The sequence below is a fragment of the Spirillospora sp. CA-108201 genome (assembly GCF_050936235.1).
In the GTDB taxonomy this organism is placed as follows: domain Bacteria; phylum Actinomycetota; class Actinomycetes; order Streptosporangiales; family Streptosporangiaceae; genus Spirillospora.
The window spans coordinates 7,421,665-7,439,698 of record NZ_JBNJNE010000001.1; the positions used below are offsets into that span (position 1 = coordinate 7,421,665).

The 18,034-nt window shown below is 74.5% G+C and carries 16 protein-coding genes; 11 read left to right on the forward strand and 5 right to left on the reverse strand.

Going from position 1 to position 18,034, the window contains the following annotated elements; genetic code table 11:
• The first annotated feature begins 4 nt into the window (after window positions 1-4).
• Window positions 5-277 (forward strand): HPr family phosphocarrier protein, encoded by a 273-nt coding sequence (locus tag ACQEU6_RS35665; protein ID WP_499337906.1) that lies wholly within the window; start codon window positions 5-7, stop codon window positions 275-277.
• Between the two features lies 1 nt (window position 278).
• Entirely contained in the window at window positions 279-1,961 is a 1,683-nt protein-coding gene (ptsP, locus tag ACQEU6_RS35670) for a phosphoenolpyruvate--protein phosphotransferase (RefSeq protein ID WP_499337908.1), read from the forward strand.
• A gap of 7 nt (window positions 1,962-1,968) precedes the next feature.
• Here ptsP and ACQEU6_RS35675 read toward each other — a convergent pair whose 3' ends face one another.
• From ACQEU6_RS35675 to ACQEU6_RS35685, 3 genes are all read right to left on the reverse strand, one after another.
• Entirely contained in the window at window positions 1,969-2,463 is a 495-nt protein-coding gene (locus tag ACQEU6_RS35675) for a hypothetical protein (protein WP_499337909.1), read from the reverse strand.
• Window positions 2,464-2,549: 86 nt separating this feature from the next.
• Window positions 2,550-4,190, reverse strand: a complete 1,641-nt coding sequence (locus ACQEU6_RS35680; RefSeq protein WP_499337910.1) for a glycoside hydrolase family 3 protein — start codon at window positions 4,188-4,190, stop codon at window positions 2,550-2,552.
• A 308-nt stretch (window positions 4,191-4,498) separates the two neighbouring features.
• Window positions 4,499-5,695, reverse strand: coding sequence for an N-acetylglucosamine kinase (locus tag ACQEU6_RS35685; protein WP_499337912.1), 1,197 nt, complete (start codon window positions 5,693-5,695; stop codon window positions 4,499-4,501).
• Window positions 5,696-5,756: 61 nt separating this feature from the next.
• On the opposite strand from ACQEU6_RS35685, the gene ACQEU6_RS35690 reads away from it, so the two are divergent.
• Both ACQEU6_RS35690 and ACQEU6_RS35695 read left to right on the forward strand, forming a co-directional pair.
• The gene (locus ACQEU6_RS35690; protein WP_329085823.1) at window positions 5,757-6,737 is read left to right on the forward strand and encodes a MurR/RpiR family transcriptional regulator; all 981 of its coding nucleotides are present in this window, start codon (window positions 5,757-5,759) and stop codon (window positions 6,735-6,737) included.
• On the forward strand, window positions 6,734-7,630 hold the full coding sequence (locus tag ACQEU6_RS35695; RefSeq protein ID WP_499337914.1) for an N-acetylmuramic acid 6-phosphate etherase: 897 nt from the start codon (window positions 6,734-6,736) through the stop codon (window positions 7,628-7,630). The genes ACQEU6_RS35690 and ACQEU6_RS35695 overlap by 4 nt, the downstream gene beginning before the upstream one ends.
• A 236-nt stretch (window positions 7,631-7,866) precedes the next feature.
• Here the strand turns inward: ACQEU6_RS35695 and ACQEU6_RS35700 are convergent, their stop codons facing one another.
• Window positions 7,867-9,063: an acyl-CoA dehydrogenase family protein gene (locus ACQEU6_RS35700; protein WP_499337916.1), complete on the reverse strand. Its 1,197-nt coding sequence runs from the start codon at window positions 9,061-9,063 to the stop codon at window positions 7,867-7,869.
• A gap of 61 nt (window positions 9,064-9,124) precedes the next feature.
• Between ACQEU6_RS35700 and ACQEU6_RS35705 the strand changes: the two genes are divergently transcribed.
• The 6 genes from ACQEU6_RS35705 to ACQEU6_RS35730 all read left to right on the forward strand — a co-directional run bounded on the left by ACQEU6_RS35705 (window position 9,125) and on the right by ACQEU6_RS35730 (window position 15,498).
• Window positions 9,125-9,760: an HAD family hydrolase gene (locus ACQEU6_RS35705; protein ID WP_499337918.1), complete on the forward strand. Its 636-nt coding sequence runs from the start codon at window positions 9,125-9,127 to the stop codon at window positions 9,758-9,760.
• A gap of 25 nt (window positions 9,761-9,785) precedes the next feature.
• A complete protein-coding gene (locus ACQEU6_RS35710) occupies window positions 9,786-10,295 on the forward strand; it encodes a DUF6912 family protein (protein ID WP_499340470.1) in 510 nt (169 codons plus the stop codon).
• Window positions 10,296-10,361: 66 nt separating this feature from the next.
• The gene (pruA, locus tag ACQEU6_RS35715) at window positions 10,362-11,990 is read left to right on the forward strand and encodes an L-glutamate gamma-semialdehyde dehydrogenase (protein ID WP_499337920.1); all 1,629 of its coding nucleotides are present in this window, start codon (window positions 10,362-10,364) and stop codon (window positions 11,988-11,990) included.
• A 143-nt stretch (window positions 11,991-12,133) separates the two neighbouring features.
• Window positions 12,134-12,844, forward strand: a complete 711-nt coding sequence (locus ACQEU6_RS35720) for an HAD family hydrolase (RefSeq protein WP_499337922.1) — start codon at window positions 12,134-12,136, stop codon at window positions 12,842-12,844.
• 103 nt (window positions 12,845-12,947) lie between these two features.
• Window positions 12,948-13,262 carry a hypothetical protein gene (locus ACQEU6_RS35725; RefSeq protein ID WP_499337924.1) on the forward strand — a complete coding sequence of 105 codons (315 nt, stop codon included), beginning with the start codon at window positions 12,948-12,950 and terminating at the stop codon, window positions 13,260-13,262.
• A gap of 280 nt (window positions 13,263-13,542) precedes the next feature.
• Entirely contained in the window at window positions 13,543-15,498 is a 1,956-nt protein-coding gene (locus tag ACQEU6_RS35730) for an acetoacetate--CoA ligase (protein ID WP_499337926.1), read from the forward strand.
• Here ACQEU6_RS35730 and ACQEU6_RS35735 read toward each other — a convergent pair.
• Window positions 15,488-16,081 (reverse strand): hypothetical protein, encoded by a 594-nt coding sequence (locus tag ACQEU6_RS35735; RefSeq protein ID WP_499337927.1) that lies wholly within the window; start codon window positions 16,079-16,081, stop codon window positions 15,488-15,490. The two genes, ACQEU6_RS35730 and ACQEU6_RS35735, sit on opposite strands and share 11 nt — an antisense overlap.
• A 303-nt stretch (window positions 16,082-16,384) precedes the next feature.
• Here ACQEU6_RS35735 and ACQEU6_RS35740 point away from each other — a divergent pair, with 303 nt between their 5' ends.
• Complete coding sequence (locus ACQEU6_RS35740) at window positions 16,385-17,968, forward strand: serine/threonine-protein kinase (protein ID WP_499337929.1); 1,584 nt, start codon at window positions 16,385-16,387, stop codon at window positions 17,966-17,968.
• The last annotated feature ends 66 nt before the right edge of the window (window positions 17,969-18,034 follow it).

Genomic DNA, 18,034 nt, shown 5'->3' on the forward strand with positions numbered 1-18,034 from the left:
TGCGGTGACCGAGCGGAACGTCAAGATCGAGTCCAGGGTGGGGCTGCACGCGCGGCCGGCCGCGCTGTTCGTCCAGACCGCGGCCAAGGCCCCGGGGGACGTGACGGTGTCCAAGCGCGGCGGCGTCCCGGTGAACGCCAAGAGCATCCTCGCCGTGCTCGGGCTGGACGCGCGGCACGGGGAGGAGATCGTGCTGTCCGCCGAGGGCGACGGCGCCGGCGAGCTGCTCGACAGCCTGGAGAAGCTGCTGTCCACCCCGGAGCCCGAGGGGGCGTGAGATGGGCGAGGTGATGCAGGGCGCGGGCGTCAGCCCCGGCGTCGGGACCGGGCCGGTGCGCACCATCGCCGGGGCCGTCCCGGAGCCGCCCGCCGGGTCGCGGCACGGCGGCGACGCCGGCGCCGAGCGCGACTCCGCGCTGGCCGCGCTGGAGGCCGTCGCCGCCGACCTGGAGGAGCGCGGTGAGCGCGCCGCCGCCGCCGGCAACACCGACGGGCGGGACGTGCTGAACGCGCAGGCGCTGATGGCCCGCGACCCCGGCCTCGCCGACGGCGTCGGCGCCAGGGTCGGCGAGGGGACGTCGGCGGCGCGCGCCGTGTTCGAGGCGTTCGGCGTCTACCGGGAGATGCTCGCCGGGGCCGGCGAGTACATGGCCGCGCGGGTCACCGACCTCGACGACATCCGCGACCGCGCCGTCGCGCGGCTGCTCGGCCTGCCGGTGCCGGGCGTCCCGGAGTCCGACGAGCCGTTCGTGCTCGTCGCCCGCGACCTCGCCCCGGCGGACACGGCCGTCCTCGACCCGGCGCAGGTCGTGGCGTTCGTGACCGAGGAGGGCGGCCCCACCAGCCACACCGCGATCCTGGCCAGGACGATGGGCGTCCCGGCCGTGGTCGCGCTCCCCGGCGCCGCCTCGCTCGCCGAGGGGATCCGGGTCCTGGTCGACGGCGCGGCGGGGACGGTGCTCCCCGACCCGTCCGATGCGCAGGTGGCCGAGGCGCGGGCCGCGGCCGCCGCCCGCGCGTCCGCGCTGCAGGAGTCCACCGGGCCGGGCGCGACCAGGGACGGGCACCCGGTCCCGCTGCTGGCGAACGTCGGCGGCCCGAAGGACGTGGAGGCGGCCCTGGCGAACGGCGCCGAGGGCGTCGGCCTGTACCGGACGGAGTTCCTGTTCCTCGACCGCGCGGCGCCGCCGTCCGACGAGGAGCAGGAGGAGGCGTACCGGAAGGTGCTGGAGGCGTTCCCGGAGGGCCGCGTGGTCGTCCGGACGCTCGACGCCGGCGCCGACAAGCCGCTGGCGTTCCTGCCCGCCCCCGGCGAGGAGCCCAACCCCGCGCTTGGCGAGCGGGGCCTGCGGATGATGCGCCGCCACCCGGACGTGCTGGCCTCCCAGCTCGCCGCGCTGACCCGCGCCGCCGCGGGCCTCGGCGTCAAGTTGCAGGTCATGGCGCCGATGGTGACGGACGCCGAGGAGGCCGCCTCCTTCGCGGCCGCGTGCCGGGAGGCCGGCGTCGAGCATCCCGGCGTCATGATCGAGGTGCCCGCCGCCGCGCTGCGCGCCCGCGATCTGGCGCCCGAGGTGGAGTTCTTCAGCATCGGCACCAACGACCTCACCCAGTACGCGTGCGCGGCGGACCGGCAGATCGGCGGCCTCGCGCATCTCCAGGACCCGTGGCAGCCCGCCGTCCTCGACCTGGTCGCCCCCGCGGCCGGCGCGGGCGTCCCGTGCGGGGTGTGCGGGGAGGCGGCCGCCGACCCGGCGCTGGCGTGCGTGCTGGTGGGCCTCGGCGTGACGTCGCTGTCGATGAGCGCGCCGTCCCTCCCGCTGGTGCGGGCCGCGCTCGCGCGGCACACGCTGGAGGAGTGCCGTGCGGCGGCGACGGCGGCCCGCGCCGCCCGCACCGCCGGGCAGGCCAGGGAGGCGGCCCGCGCCCACCTGCCCGGGCTGGCGGAGCTCGGGCTGTGACCCGCGGTCAGCCCGCGACCTGCCAGCGGTTCCCGTCGCCGCGCAGGACGAAGCTCGCGGCGAGCAGGCCGCCGGGCCGGGCGGGCGCGCCCTTCCACCGCAGGTGCTCGAACCGGACGGTGCACTCCCCGGCGCCCGGCCCCTCCTCGCAGGTCGGGACGGTCACGCCGCGCAGCGCCGCGAGGTCCTGAGGGCGCAGTCTCGCGCGGGCCCGGCCCAGCCCCGAACGGCAGCGGCCGGGCCCGCCGAACACGCGCCGCTCGTAGGCGGGCGCCAGGTACGCGCAGGCCCTGGCGCTGCCCACCGAGATCCCGCGCAGGTACCTGTAGAGCGCCAGCCGCGCCGGGAGGGTCTGCCGCGGCGCCGCGGCGGGGGACGTCCCGGCGGGCCGGGAGTCGCCGGGCTCGGGGGTCAGCGGCGGCATCGTGACCTCGTCGCCGCTCCCGCACGCCGCCAGCAGCGGAAGCAGAGCCAGGGCGGTGAGGGACGGGCGGACGCGCACGGGGACCTCCTGGGAGCGCGAAGGCGGCCCGATCTTCCCAGCAGACCGGCTCCCGCGTCCATCGTTTCCCCCGGGGCGGGCGGCCCCTACCGGTAGCCCGCCCCGTGCCCGGCGGGCTTCCCGCCCGCCGGCACCGGGAGCCTGCCCGTGGGCTTCACCGCTCCGCTCAGCACCCCGGCGAGCGCGTCCACCGAGACCCGGCTGGAGGAGTAGGCGGCGAGGGTCGCCTTCGCGCCGCCCGCCGAGTCGAGGTCGTAGGGGCGGCCGAGCGCGGCGACGACCACCGGCCTGGAGCCGAGCGCCCGGATCCGGGACGCGGTCGCCGCCCCCGCGTTCACCGTGGTCAGCACCACGACGTCGGCCGACCCGGGCGCGGTGACCGCGACCCCCCGGCGGCGCAGTGCCGCCTGGAGCCGGGCGCTGTCCGGCCCGGTCACGGCGACCTTCCTGCCCTTGAGCGGCAGCACGCCGCCGTCGTTGCGGACGAGGGTGACCGAGTGCTCGGCGACACGCCGCGCCACGGCCTTGTTCGCGGGCGTGCCGACCGCCGCCGCGGCCTTGGCGGGATCGGCGGCGGTCCCCTGGAACAGGCCGCGCCGCTGCTTGAGCCTGAGGATCCGCGTGACGGACTCGTCCAGCCGCTTCTGCGTGATCTTCCCGGTCCGGACGGCCTTCACCACGGCGTCGTAGGCGCGCGGCAGGTCGGGCGGCATCAGCAGCTGGTCGGCGCCCGCGTTGATCGCCCGGACCGGGACGCCGGCGTCGCCGTACTTCTCGCGGACCCCGGCCATCTCCAGCGAGTCGGTGGTGATGACGCCCTGGTAGCCCAGCTTTCCGCGCAGCAGCCCCGTCAGGACCGTCTTGGAGAGCGTGGACGGGTCGCCCGACGCGTCGAGCTTCGGGACCACGATGTGGGCGGTCATGATCAGGTCGACGTCCGCCGCGATCGCCGCCTGGAACGGGGGCGCGTCCAGCCGCTCCCACGTCCGCCGCGAATGCCGGATCACCGGCAGGCCGGTGTGGCTGTCGGTCGCGGTGTCGCCGTGGCCGGGGAAGTGCTTGGCCGCCGCCGCGACCCCGGCCGCCTGGAAGCCGCCGACCGCGCCCCGCACGAGCGTGGACGCCAGGGCGGGGTCGGACCCGAAGGAGCGCAGCCCGATCACCGGGTTGCGCGGGTTCACGTTCACGTCGGCGTCCGGCGCGTAGTCCAGGTTGATGCCGACCGCGCGCAGCTCGGCGCCGGTGACCTGGGCGGCGGCGCGGGCGTCGGCCGGGCTGCGGGTCGCGCCGAGCGCCATGTTGCCGGGGAACGTCGTGACGAACGGCGTCCGCGACACGATGCCCTGCTCCTCGTCCACGCCGAGCAGCAGCGGGATCTTCGAGGCCTTCTGCAGGGCGTTCGACTGCGCGGCCGTCCGCGCCGGGGTGCCGATGTTGCCGGGGAAGTAGATCAGCCCGCCCACGCGGTACTTCCTGATCTTGGTGAGCGCGTCGGCGCGGCTGGAGAACGTCGGGACGAACAGCTGCCCCACCTTCTCGGCCACGCTCATCTTCGCGACCCGGCCGGGGATCCAGGCGTCCGGCGCGGGCGTGCGCGGGGCGCCGGGCGCGGCGGATCCGGCGGACGGCGTCCGCCCGCCCTCGCCGTTCCCGCCGCCGCAGCCCGCGGCCCCCGCGACCAGCGCGGACACCGCCGCCGCGAGCGCGAGTGAACGTGAAGCACGCACCTGACCAGGCCCCCCGACGTGGTCTCGGTTACTCGGTCGCATCGGACGCCCGCGACCGTAGCCGCTCCCCGCGCCGCTGTCGACTCCGGCGACCCGGACGATCCAGATGATCTGGACGACGCCGGCGACCTGGACGATCTGGACGGATCACGGGGCTCTGCGGTCCCGGCGGTCACACGGCGATCACGATGGACCCCGGACCGCGAGCGGTGTCGGATCATGTGGGGTCCATCGCGATGGACCGGCGGCCGGGCCGGATCGGCCGGGCCGGGGCCGGGCGGGCCCTTCGCCGCGAGGGCGGGCGGCGCTCAGCCCGGCAAGGGGTGGCCGAGGCGGCGCAGCGCCAGCCCGGCCGCGCCGACGGCCCCGTCTCCGGCGCTGCGCGGCGCTTCGGCGAAGCGGGCGCGCAACCCGGAGCGGACGGCCTCGGCGACGGGGCCTTCACGGAGCACCGAGCCGTGCATGACGACCGGTGCGCAGGGGTCGGACAAGGCCGGGCGCACCGCGTCGACGTCGGCCAGCAGCCACTGCGCCGCCTCGTCGGTGATGCGCCTGGCCACGGGATCGCCGGCGGCCGCGGCGGCGGCGACCACCGGGCCGAGGCGGCCGAGGGCCGCGGGCGGGCGGCCGTACACCTCCTTGATGATCGCCTGGGCGAGGCGGGGATTGGGCGGGGTGCCGGGAGACTCGGGGTGGCACGGCGGTCCGTGCGGGCCCGGCGGCCCGTTGCCGGGGACGGGGTAGCGGGCGGACGGCGGGTAGGCGGATCCAGGAGCGAGGACGGCGGTTCCGGTGCGCCCGCCGGGGGAGCCCCCGCCGGTGGACAGCGCGGAGGAGCCCGGTGAAGGCGAAGGGGCGCCGGCCATGGCCAGCGCCCTGGGGTGGCGGGGTCTTCGCCGTTCCGAGTCGATCTGCGCGACCACGGTGGCGCCGAGCAGCGCTCGGGGGACCGAATCGGTGAGCAGCGTCGGGGAGCCTCGGCCGTCGTAGGCGGCGAGCGCGGCCCGGACGGCCTCCTTCCCGAGCCACACCGCCGAACCCTCGTCCCCGACGAGCCAGCCGTAGCCGTCCGCGCGCTGCACGATCGCGCCGTCGTTGATGACCGCCGCGCCGGCGCCCGTGCCGGAGAACACCACGATGCCCTTGGGCTCGCTGGTCCCTGCGGCGAACGCCACCGCGATGTCGGTCACCACGGCGGGCGAGCCGCGCAGCCCGACGGCCTGCCAGGCCTGCCGGGCCGCCGCGACCGCGGCGGGCCGGCCGGCCGAGCCGGCGCCGGCGATGCCGAACACGCCGGTGAGGATGTGGGTACGGTCTAGATCCCCGAGCGCCTCCCGCAGGGCGGTGGTCAGCGCCCCGGCGGTGTCGCCTCCTGAGTTGGGGTTGGCCCCTGGGCCGGTGCCGGAACCGGCCAGGGCTCCCCCGAGCGTCAGCACGACGCAGCGGGTCTTCGTGCCACCCGCGTCGATACCGACCACGTAAGGACCGGCCAAATGGGTCAACACATGGCGACCGTAGCCTTTCCTAACGTTGACGTGACATCCAGCGCGTAAGAAAATTTCTTCCATGAGGAAACCCATCGGCCCCGACCGGGGCCCCGAGCGGGGGAACACGGGGGAGCCCGCGGCGCCACGGGACGACGCGGCGGGCAGGGACAGGGACGCCACGCCGCTGAGCACGGTGGTGCGGGTCCGTTCGCTGCTGCCCTCGCTGCCCCCCGCCGAGCGACGAGTCGCTCAACGCGTCATCGACGACCCCGAAGGGGTCGCCAACTCGACCATCACCGAACTCGCCCAGAACTGCGGCACCTCCGAGACCACGGTCATCAGGTTCTGCCGGGCGATCGGGTTCCATGGTTATCCAGAGCTGCGGCTGACCCTCGCCACCGAGGCGGGGCGGGCCCAGAGCGCCTCCGGTGGCCGGGTCATCGGCAGCGACATCAGCCCCGACGACTCGCTAGAGCAGATCGTGGAGAAGGTCACCTTCGCCGACGCGCGGGCCGTCGAGGAGACCGCGTCCCAACTCGACATCAAGATGCTGGAGCAGGTCGTGGACGCCGTCGTCGCCGCCGACCGGGTCGACGTCTACGGCGTCGGCGCGAGCGCGTTCGTCGCGGCCGACTTCCAGCAGAAGCTGCACCGCATCGGGCGGGTCTGCTCCGCCTGGGCGGACGCCCACATCATGCTGACCAGCGCCGCCGTCCTGAGCCCCGGCGACGTGGCGATCGGCATCTCGCACACCGGGGCGACGGTGGAGACCATCGACGCGCTGGAGGTCGCCAAGACCCGGGGCGCCCGGACCGTCGGGCTCACCAACTTCCCGAAGTCCCCCATCGCGGAGGTCGCGGACCTGATCCTCACGACCGCCGCCCGGGAGACGACGTTCCGCTCGGGCGCCACGGCCAGCCGGCTGGCGCAGCTCACGGTGGTGGACTGCCTCTTCGTCGGAGTTGCGCAGCGCACCTACGGGTCTACCCGCAAGGCCCTCGAAGCCACGTACGAGGCGGTCCGCGGACGGACCGTGCGACCCGACCGGAGGCGTCGGTGATCGATTGCGAGCTCCCCACGGAGGGACGGAACCCTCGGACCCTCGACGTCGACACGCTGCCGACCATGGAGGTGCTACGCCTGATCAACTCTGAGGACGCGACCGTGCCGACGGTCGTCGGCTCCGTGCTGCCCGAGGTCGCCCGGCTGGTCGACCTCGCCGTGGAGTCCCTGCGCGCGGGCGGCCGCGTGCACTACTTCGGCGCGGGCACGTCCGGCCGGCTCGCGGTGCTCGACGCCGCCGAACTCCCCCCGACGTTCGGCATCTGGGGCCGCGTCGTGGCCCACAACGCCGGCGGGCCCGGCGCGCTGTCGCAGGCCGTCTCCGGCGTGGAGGACGACGTCGACCTCGGCCGCCGGGACGCCCTCGACGTCGGGCCGCGCGACGTGGCGATCGGCATCGCGGCGAGCGGCCGCACCCCGTACGTGGTGGGGGCGCTGCGCGCCGCCGCCGCGGTCGGGGCGCGCACGGCCCTGATCAGCTGCAACCCGCACACGCCGTACGGGGCCGAGGTGGAGGTGCACATCGGGCTCGCCACCGGGCCCGAGGTGATCAGCGGGTCCACCCGGATGAAGGCGGGCACCGCGACCAAGCTGGTGCTCAACTCCTTCTCCACCACCCTGATGATCAGGATGGGGCGCACCTACTCCAACCTGATGGTCAGCGTGAACGCGCTGAACGCCAAGCTGCGCGCCCGGCTGGTGCGCATCCTCACCGAGGCGACCGGGATGGACGCCCGCACCTGCGAGAACGCGCTGGCCGAGGCGGGCGGCAACACCCGCGTCGCGTTGGTCTCACTGCTCGGCGAGGTCCCCGCGGAACGCGCCACGGTGGTCCTGGAGGAAACCGACGGCGGCGTCCGAGAGGCCCTGCAACGCCTCAGATCCGCCTAGCACCGCAAGCGCGAACCGCTGCCCTCACCTCAGCCCGCGATCCCGACAACACCGGCCACCGCCGCAACCAGCGACGACCCCGACACTCGCGATCGCGTCCGAAGGCAGATTCGAGCGAAGCAAGAATCTGATCGCGCAGCGAGCCGCCAGGCGAGCCGGAGCGATGCCAGCGATCGCCCGCGTTTATCGACGATGGAGGGCCCTCCGGGCCCGAAGGAGGAGAGAAATGCAATAAATCAGTTCTCGTGGCGGCGGAGTTCCTGGCGGGCCACGGTGCGGACGTGGACCTCGTCGGGGCCGTCGAAGATGCGCATCGCGCGGACCCAGGAGTACATCGCCGCCAGCGGCGTGTCGTCGGAGACGCCGGCGGCGCCGTGCACCTGGATCGCGCGGTCGAGCACCTCGTGCGCGACGCGCGGCACGACCACCTTGATCGCGGCGATCTCCGTCCGCGCGCCCCGGGCGCCGTGCCGGTCGATCAGCCAGGCGGTCTTGAGGGTCAGCAGCCGGGCCTGCTCGATCGCCATCCGCGACTCGGCGATCTGCTCCCGGACGACGCCCTGCTCGGCCAGCGGCCCGCCGAAGGCCTCGCGGGACAGGGCGCGGCGGCACATCAGCTCCAGCGCCCGCTCCGCCATGCCGAGCGCCCGCATGCAGTGGTGGATGCGGCCGGGGCCGAGCCGCGCCTGCGCGATCATGAACCCGTCGCCCTCGGCCGCCACCAGGTTCGCCGCCGGCACCCGGACGTCCTCGAAGAGGATCTCCGAATGGCCGTGCTGGTCCTGGTAGCCGAACACGGGCAGGTGCCGGAGGACCGTCACGCCCGGGGCGTCGCGCGGCACGAGCACCTGCGACTGCTGCCGGTGCGGCGGCCCGTCCGGGTCGGTCTTGCCCATCACGATGAAGATCTTGCAGCGCTCGTCGGCGGCGCCGGTGATGAACCACTTGCGGCCGTTGACCACGTACTCGTCGCCGTCCCGGACGATCGAGGTGGTGATGTTGGTGGCGTCGGAGGAGGCGACCTCGGGCTCGGTCATCGCGAACGCGCTGCGGATCTCGCCGTCCAGCAGGGGCCGGAGCCAGCGCTCCTTCTGCTCGTCCGTGCCGAACATGTGCAGGACTTCCATGTTCCCGGTGTCGGGCGCCGCGCAGTTGACCGCCTCGGGGGCGAGGTCGGGCGACCGGCCGGTCAGCTCGGCGAGCGTCGCGTACTCCAGGTTGGACAGCCCGGAGACGTCCGGCAGGAACAGGTTCCACAGCCCCCGCCCGCGCGCCTCGGCCTTCAGCTCCTCGACGACCGGCGGCAGCGCGTGCGGGTCGTTCTGCGCCCGCCAGGCGGCGTAGACGGGCTCAGCCGGGTGGACGCGCTCCTCCATGAACTCCTGGAGACGGTCCCGGTAGTCGCGTGCCTTCGGGCTGAGTTCGAAGTCCATGCGCCGCATTCTGACAGAACGGGATTCGGTCCCTTTGCCCGGGATCGCCTACCATCGGCCCGTGAGCGTCAAAGCTGTGATCACCGACTGGGGCGGCGTCCTCACCTCCCCCCTGGCCGACGCCATCGAGGTCTGGCTCACCGCCGACCGCATCGACGTCGAGCGCTACAAGACCGTCATGCGGGCGTGGGTGAAGCAGGCCTACGACGGCGACGGGACGAACCCCGTCCACGGCCTGGAGGACGGCTCCCTGCCGACCCCCGAGTTCGAGCGGCTCCTCGCCGCCGAGCTGCTCACCGTCGACGGCGGCCCCGTCGAGGCCGCCGGGCTCATCGCCCGGATGTTCGGCGCGTTCGCCCCGGTCGAGCCGATGTACGACGCGCTGCACGCGGTCCGCGCCGCGGGCGCCCGCACCGCCCTGCTGTCGAACTCCTGGGGCAACGAGTACCCCCGCGACCTGTTCGCCGAGCTCTTCGACGCGGTCGTCATCTCCTGCGAGGTCGGGATGCGCAAGCCCGACGAGCGGATCTTCCGGCACGCCCTGGACCTGCTCGGCCTGGACGCCGCCGAGTGCGTCTTCATCGACGACATCGAGCACAACATCCGCGCCGCGCAGGCCCTCGGCATCCGCGGCATCCTGCACACCGCCCCCGACACCACGATCGCCGAACTGCGCGGAATGGGTCTGCTGCCCTGACCGTCTGGCAGACTTGCTGACCGTCATGCGCGTCTACCTGCCGTCCACGCTCACGCTGCTCGCCGGCGTCCACACCGCGCGCGAGATCGGTCCCGCGCCGCTCGCCGCCCATGCCGTCACGCCCTCGCTGCGCGAGTGGTACGCGGGCGGCGACCAGGAGGAACTGGAGTACGCGGCGATGTCCGCCGCCGCCCGCGCCTCGCTGCGCCTGCTCGCCGCCGACCCGTCCGTCCCGCGCCGCCGGGTCGTGCTGGCCGCCGAGGTCCCCGACGACCAGGTCTCCTGGACGCCGGGCGACGCGGCCCTCGGCAACGGCGACCGCGCCCTCGTCCGGCTCGCGGCCGCCGTCCCGTGGAAGCGGATCGCCTCCGGCCACGTCGACGACCCCGACGCCGTCCCTGACGTCGACGCCGCCGCGCAGGCCCTCGCGGCCGCCGACGCGGGGGACGAGGACGCCCGCTTCACCGTGGACGGCGCCGAGGGCCACGAGCTCCTCTGGTACGCCACCCAGGAACTCGTCCACCTGCTCGACTAGCGGTCCCGGCGCGGGGTAGGTCCCTCGGCACGCCGACCATGCCGCCGGATCGCAGGGGGACGCCAGATGGACGCCGTCACCACCGTGCCGGTTCCGATGAACGAACCGGTCAGGACGTACGCGCCGGGAAGCCCCGAGCGGGCCGCGCTGGAAGCCAGGATCAAGGAGCTGGGCGGCGCGCAGACGGAGCTGACCATGGCGATCGGGGACGAGCGGCGCATGGGCGCGGGCACGCCCGTCGACGTCGTGGAGCCCCACGACCACGGGCACGTGCTCGGCCGGATGGGCGAGGCGACCGAGGCCGACGTCACCGAGGCGATCGCCGCGGCGCGGGAGGCGGCGCCGGGCTGGCGGGCCATGTCCTTCGACGACCGCGCCGCGATCTTCCTGCGCGCCGCCGAGCTGCTCGCCGGGCCGTGGCGGTCCACGGTGAACGCCGCCACGATCCTCGGCCAGTCCAAGTCGGTGCAGCAGGCGGAGATCGACGCCGCCTGCGAGCTGATCGACTTCTGGCGGTTCAACGTGCGGTTCGCCCAGCAGATCCACGAGCAGCAGCCGCTGTCGCCGCCGGGGGTGTGGAACCGGCTGGATTACCGGCCGCTGGAGGGCTTCGTCCTCGCCATCACCCCGTTCAACTTCACCGCGATCGCCGGGAACCTCCCGACCGCGCCCGCCCTGATGGGCAACGTCGTGGTGTGGAAGCCGTCCCCGACGCAGCAGCTCGCCGCCCACCACACGATGCGCCTGCTGGAGGCCGCCGGCCTCCCGCCCGGCGTGATCAACATGGTCACCGGCAACGGCGCCGCCGTCTCCGCGGTGGCCCTGCGCCATCCCGAGCTCGCGGGCCTGCACTTCACCGGCTCGGCCGCCACGTTCCAGCAGCTCTGGCGGACGATCGGCGAGAACATCTCCGGCTACCGGGGCTACCCGCGGATCGTCGGCGAGACCGGCGGCAAGGACTTCGTCGTCGCGCACCCGTCCGCCGACCCCGCCGTGCTGAAGACGGCGCTGGTCCGCGGCGCCTTCGAGTACCAGGGCCAGAAGTGCTCCGCCGCGTCCCGCGCCTACGTCCCGCGCTCCATCTGGGACGGCATGCGCGACGACTTCTGCGCCGAGGTGGACGCCCTCACCGTGGGCGACGTCGCCGACGACCTGTCGGCCTTCATGGGCGCCGTGATCGACGACCGGGCGTTCGCCAAGCACCGCCGCGCCATCGAGCGCGCCCGCCGGACCGACACCGTGCGGATCCTCGCGGGCGGCGAGCTGGACGACTCGCGCGGCTACTTCGTGCGCCCCACGGTCCTGGAGTCGTCCGACCCGACCGACGAGATCTTCACCACCGAGTACTTCGGCCCGATCCTCGGCGTGCACGTCTACGACGACGCCGACTACGACGGCGTCCTCACCCAGATGGAGGGCGTCTCGGACTACGCCCTGACCGGCGCCGTCATCGCCGGCGACCGCGCCGCCGCGGCCGCGGCCACCGAGCGGCTCCGCTTCGCCGCCGGGAACTTCTACGTCAACGACAAGCCGACCGGCTCGATCGTCGGCCAGCAGCCGTTCGGCGGCGCCCGCGCGTCCGGCACCAACGACAAGGCCGGCTCGATCCTGAACCTCACCCGCTGGACGAGCGCCCGCTCCATCAAGGAGACCTTCGTCGCGCCCACCGACCACCGCTACCCGCACATGGGCTGAGGCGCGCTCGCCGGGTCGTCGCGGGGAGACCGGCCGGGGCCCTTCACGACCGGTCGAAGCGGTGGCAGGCTTGACGATAGGCTCGCCTCGCCGCCCGCTGGACGGCGCTGGAGCACACCCCCTGGAGCCGTCATGGGAACGGGATGTCGACGCTGAACCGTCTCGTGCTGTGGAACATCGACCACACCCTGGTCGACGTCGGGCGGATCACCCGGGACGCCTACGCCGAGGCGTTCCGGCGGACCATCGGGCGCCCGCTCGTGCGCCTGCCGCCCACCCCCGGCCGCACCGAATCCGAGATCATCTTCGAGACCCTCGCGTTCAACGACGTCGTCACCACCGACGACCACCTCCCGGCCTTCTTCGACGCGCTGGCCGAGGCGTTCGCGAACCGCCGCGCCGACCTGCGCGCGCACGGGCGCGTCCTGGCCGGCGCTGGCGAGGCCGTGGAGGCGCTGGCGCACGTGCCCGGCGTCGTCCAGTCGGTGCTGACGGGGTCCCTCCAGCCGAACGCGGTGCTGAAGGTGACCGAGCTGGGCCTCGCCGGCCGCCTCGACCTGGAGGCCGGCGGCTACGAGAACGGCGTCTACAGCAAGGCCGCCCTCCTGGAACTCGCCCGCACCCGCGCCGGCGAGCGCCACGGCGCCCGCTACCCCGAGTCCGCGACCGTCTACGTCGCCGACTCGCCCCGCGACGTCCAGGCCGCGCACATCGCCGGCTCGCCGATCATCGCCGTCGCCACGGGCAGCGCCACCGAGGCCGAGCTGCGCGCGGCCGGCGCCGACCGGGTCCTCGCCACGCTCGCCGACACGAACGCGGTGGTGAGCGCGGTCGCCGACCTGACCCGCATGTGAGAACGGCCCGCGGCTGAGACAAGGTTGTCACCTCGGAAAAGCGGCGGGGCCCGCACACCCTCGATAACTTCGGGTAATCACTTGACGTCAAGGAGTGATTGCCATGCCGTGTCGTGCCGTCGCCCTGTCCACCGTCCTCGCCGCGGCCCTCGGCGCCGCCGCTCTCCTGCTCACCACGCCCCCGGCCGACCCCGCCCAGGCCTCCGCGGAGCGCGCCGGAGAGATGGTCGTGTGCGAGCAGGTGGAGTCGCGGTCCCCGCAGGTCTTCGGCCGGAACTGCAACCCCGGCCGGTGGGGGCCGCTCTCGGACTTCACCGTCGTCGACCGCCGCAACGACGACACCTACCACTGCCGCACCGGCTGGGCCGAGGGCTCGCTCTGGGCCGACGGCCGGAACTGCCGCCCGCAGCGAGGCTGATCCCTCCGGGCGGGGCGCTGCCCCGGCACGGCGGCCGACACACCGCCGTGCCCGCCGGTGTGCTCTCTCCAAGCCGCCGGTTCTTCCGGGTGTGTGGGAGCCGGGGATACCCGGGTCCGGTTCTGTGTGGCGGCGCGGGGTTGCCCGACGACGCGATTTGACCTGCGATAGGACCGGCTCGGGGGCTTGGCGTCGGGCGTGGCGGGCAGGTTGCGCGGTGTGCCGGGCGGGCCCGATATTGGGATGTCCGCGCAGCGTGGCGCGGCGGGGAGGGAGAGAGATGGCCCGGGAGGTATCCGAGGGTTCGGCGCTGTGGGAGCCGTCGGAGGAGGTGGTCGCGAACGCGCGGGTGACGCGGTTCGCCCACTGGCTGGGGGACCGGGGCGTCCTCAAGGAGTCCTACGACGAGCTCTGGCAGTGGTCGGTCACGGAGGTCGACGCGTTCTGGGACGCGATCTGGTCGTACTTCGACGTCGTCGGCGAGCGCGGCGACGGGCCCGTCAGGACGGGCGGCCCCATGCCGGTCGACGGGCTGGAGTGGTTCCCGGGCGCGACCCTCAACTACGCGGCGAACGCGCTGCGCCGGGCGCGGGAGACGCCCGACGAGACCGCGGTCGTCTTCCGGTCGGAGGCGGGCGGGCACCGGCTCCTGTCGTACCGGGAGCTGGCGCTGCACGTCGCGGAGGTCCGCGCGGGCCTCGCGGAGCTCGGCGTGGGCAGGGGCGACCGGGTCGCCGCCTACATCCCGAACATCCCCGAGGCGCTGGTCTGCTTCCTGGCCACGGCCTCGCTGGGGGCGGTCTGGTCGTCGTGCTCTCCCGACTTCGGCTCCTCCTCGGTGATCGACCGGTTCGCGCAGATCGAACCCAAGGTCCTGATCGCCGTGGACGGCTACGCCTACAACGGCAAGCGGTTCGACCGCCGCGAGATCGTCACGGAGATCGAGGCCGCGCTGCCGACCCTCGCCGCCACCGTGCTCGTCCCGTACCTGGACCCGGCCGCCACGCCGGAGGGCCTGCGCGTCGGCCTGCACTACGGCGAACTGCCCCGCCAGGGCCACGACACCCTGGAGTTCGAGGACGTCCCGTTCGACCATCCGCTGTGGGTCGTGTACTCGTCCGGGACGACGGGGCTGCCGAAGCCGATCGTGCACGGTCACGGCGGCGTGGTCCTGGAGCACCTCAAGGCGCTGTCCTTCCACCAGGACCTCGGCCCTGAGGACGTGTTCTTCTGGTACACCACCACCGGCTGGATGATGTGGAACTACCTCATCGGCGGGCTGCTGGTGGGATCCGCCATCGTCATGTACGACGGCGCCCCCCTCGACCTGTGGTCGCTCGCCGCCGAGAACGGCGTCACCTACATGGGGGTCGGCGCGCCCTACATCTCGGCCTCGGTGAAGGAGGGGCGCCGCCCCGGCGAGGAACTCGACCTGTCCGCCCTGCGCGGCATCGGCTCCACCGGCTCGCCGCTCCCGCCCGAGGGCTTCGCCTGGGTGTACGACGCCGTCGGCCGCGACCTGCTGCTCGGCTCGTTCTCCGGCGGAACCGACCTGTGCACCGGCTTCGTCGGCCCGTCGCCGCTCCTGCCGCTGCGCGCCGGCGTCATCCAGTGCCGCGGCCTCGGCGCCAAGGTGGAGGCGTTCGGAGAGGACGGCAAGCCGGTGACCGACGAGGTGGGGGAGCTGGTCATCACCGAGCCCATGCCGTCCATGCCCGTCTTCTTCTGGAACGACGAGGGCGGCGCGCGCTACCGCGACTCCTACTTCGACATGTACCCGGGGGTCTGGCGGCACGGCGACTGGATCAAGATCCGGCCGGACGGCGGCTGCGTGATCTACGGGCGGTCCGACTCGACCCTCAACCGCGGCGGCGTCCGCATGGGCACCTCCGACTTCTACCGCGTCGTCGAGGCGTTCGACGAGATCACCGACAGCCTCGTCATCGACACCGGCCGGCTCGGCCAGGAGGGTCGGCTGCTCCTGTACGTCCAGCTCGCGGAGGGCGCCTCGCTCACCGACGAGCTGGCGGCCGACCTGCGTCGGCGGATCCGGTCGGCGCTGTCGCCCCGGCACGTCCCGGACGAGATCACCGCCGTGCCCGGCATCCCGCGCACGCTGTCCGGCAAGAAGCTGGAGGTCCCCGTCCGCAAGATCCTCCAGGGCACCCCGGTCGACCGGGCCGCCAACCGCGACTCCATGGCCAACCCCGAGGTGCTCACCCACTTCACCCCCTAGCGGCGGCGTAGGCGAGGACGTCGCGGCGGCGGTACAGGCGCCGCACGCGGCCTCCTCCCAGCGGCTCCACCCGCGCGGGCTCCGGCCAGCCCGCGGGCGGGCGCCCGGCGTAGACGGTGACGCTCGTCTGCGCCAGGCCGAGGATGCGGGCGGCCTCCGCCAGGGTGACCAGGTCGTCCGGCCCCTCCTCGGCGGGACGCTCGTCCAGGGCGCGGTACCAGGCCGTCCAGGCGGCCTCGTCCCAGTACAGGGCCTTGCCGGCGCGGTGCGCGACGCCCGGGTGGCCGTTGGACGCGCGGTCCGCCCAGAGCTGCTTGAGGCGGTGGCGGCTGAGGCCGTGGCGCTCCGCCAGCTCGTCGCGGGTGGCGAGGCCGGGCGGGACGTCGCGGGACCGGCGTGCCGCGTACCAGCGGTCCCAGTCGGCGGCGTCCCACGCGAGCTGGGAGCCGACCGTCCCCGCCGACTCGGGGTGGCCGTTGGCGGCGCGCTCGCGGTACCACTTCTCCAGGGTGCTGCGCCCGAGCCCGTGCTCGTCCATGAGTTCGGCGCGCGTGCGAACGCGGCGGCCGTCGAGTGTCGCCATGGGCTCAGTGTCCCGCGTGTGGCACCGTTCCGCTTGTACGCCCCCGCTCCGCGAGCGACACTTCTCGGCCAGGAACACCGCTTCCGTAAGGACAGTGGGCGCGCCCCCAGCGCTGGGGGAAGTAACGCCATTAGGGTGGTCTACGACCCAAAGCCGGCCCCCGGAGATGATCGTCCATATCGCTCCGAATGGTCGCGGGATCGGGTGAACTCAGCTCGGGGCTCGCGCGTCACACAGTCGGAGGGGCGATCCGGGCCGGGGGCACGCGCGATTCGCCGATCAAGGAGAGGGACGGTTCCACGCATGGAGGTTGGGGCGCTGCGGTCCGGAGACCCGGACCGGCTCGGGACCTACGCCCTGATCGGCCGGGTGGGCGAGGGCGGCCAGGGCACGGTGTTCCTCGGCGTGGCCGAGGACGGCCGGCAGGTCGCGGTCAAGCTGCTGCACGCCGAGCTGACGTCCGACGACAAGGCGCTCGCCCGCTTCCTGCGCGAGCTGGAGGTCGCCAAGCAGGTGGCGCCGTTCTGCACGGCGCAGGTGATCGACGCCGACGCGACCGGCGACCGCCCCTACATCGTCAGCGAGTACGTGCCGGGCCCCTCGCTGAACCAGCAGGTGCTGGAGGGCGGCCCGCTCGCCGGCGCCGTGCTCGACCGGCTCGCCGTCGGCACCGCCACGGCCCTCGCCGCGATCCACCAGGCCGACATCGTGCACCGCGACTTCAAGCCGCACAACGTGCTGATCGGCCCCGACGGCCCGCGCGTCATCGACTTCGGCGTCGCCCGCGCGCTCAGCGGCGGCACCACCCTCACCAGCCGGGTCATCGGCACCCCGTCCTACATGGCGCCCGAGCAGATCAGCGGCGACGAGGTCGGGACGCCCGCGGACGTGTTCTGCTGGGCGGCGACGCTGGCCTACGCCGCGACCGGGGAGCCGCCCTTCGGGCAGGACACCATCCCCGCGGTGATCAACCGGATCCTGCACGAGGAGCCGAAGCTCGGCGGCCTCGACGGGCCGCTGCGCGACCTGGTGCTCGACTGCCTGGAGAAGGACCCCTCGCACCGGCCGGGCGCCCGGCAGGTGCTGATGCGGCTGCTCGGGCACGAGGAGGCCGCGGCGCGTCCGGCCGCCCGCCCGTCCGGCGACACCGACGAGACCGCGATGCTGGCCGCCGGATCCGTCCTCGCGGCCGTGGGCGGCGACGAGGACGAGGCGTTCGAGCCCGCCGCCGCGTTCGCCGGCGACGCCGTCCCCGACGAGAGCCCGATCTTCGACGACGACGCCTACCCGGCGCCGGCGGGGGCGGCCGTCCCGGACGCCTACGAGGCCGACCCGCCGGGCACGCCCGCCGAGTGGGCCGCCGTCGACACCATGCCCGGCGCCCGCGGCAAGGGCGGCGGCCTGCGCCGCTCCCTCGCCGGCTCCGGACGCTCCGCCGCGCTCGCCGGGGCCGCCGCCCTGGTCGTCGCGCTCATCGTGGTCTCCTCCGTCCTGCTCCTCGGCTCCGGCGACAGCGGCAAGGCGGGGCGCAAGGTCAGCGACCCGAGCGCGCCGCCCGCGTCGACCGACGTCGAGCCCAGCACCGCGCCGCCGCCGATTCGCCGGCCCGTGGAGGAGGAGCCCCCGACGTCGTACGAGCCGACGCCCACCGACAGCCCCACGCCCACCGACAGCCCCACGCCGACGGGCTCCCCGACGCCGACCGACACGCCGACCGGGCCGACGCCGAGCGAGACGCCCACCGACCCGGGCACGCCGACCGACCCGGGCACGCCCACCGACCCGGGCCCGACCGAGCCCGGTGGCGGCGGCACCGAGCCCGGGGGCGGCGGCACCGGAACCGGCACCGGAACCGGCACCGGCACGGGCGCGCAGGCGGCGGGCTGACGCGCGGCACTGATTTTCCAAGATCACCCTGAGCTGTGCCGGGCCGCCTGGCAGGGTGGGATAGGC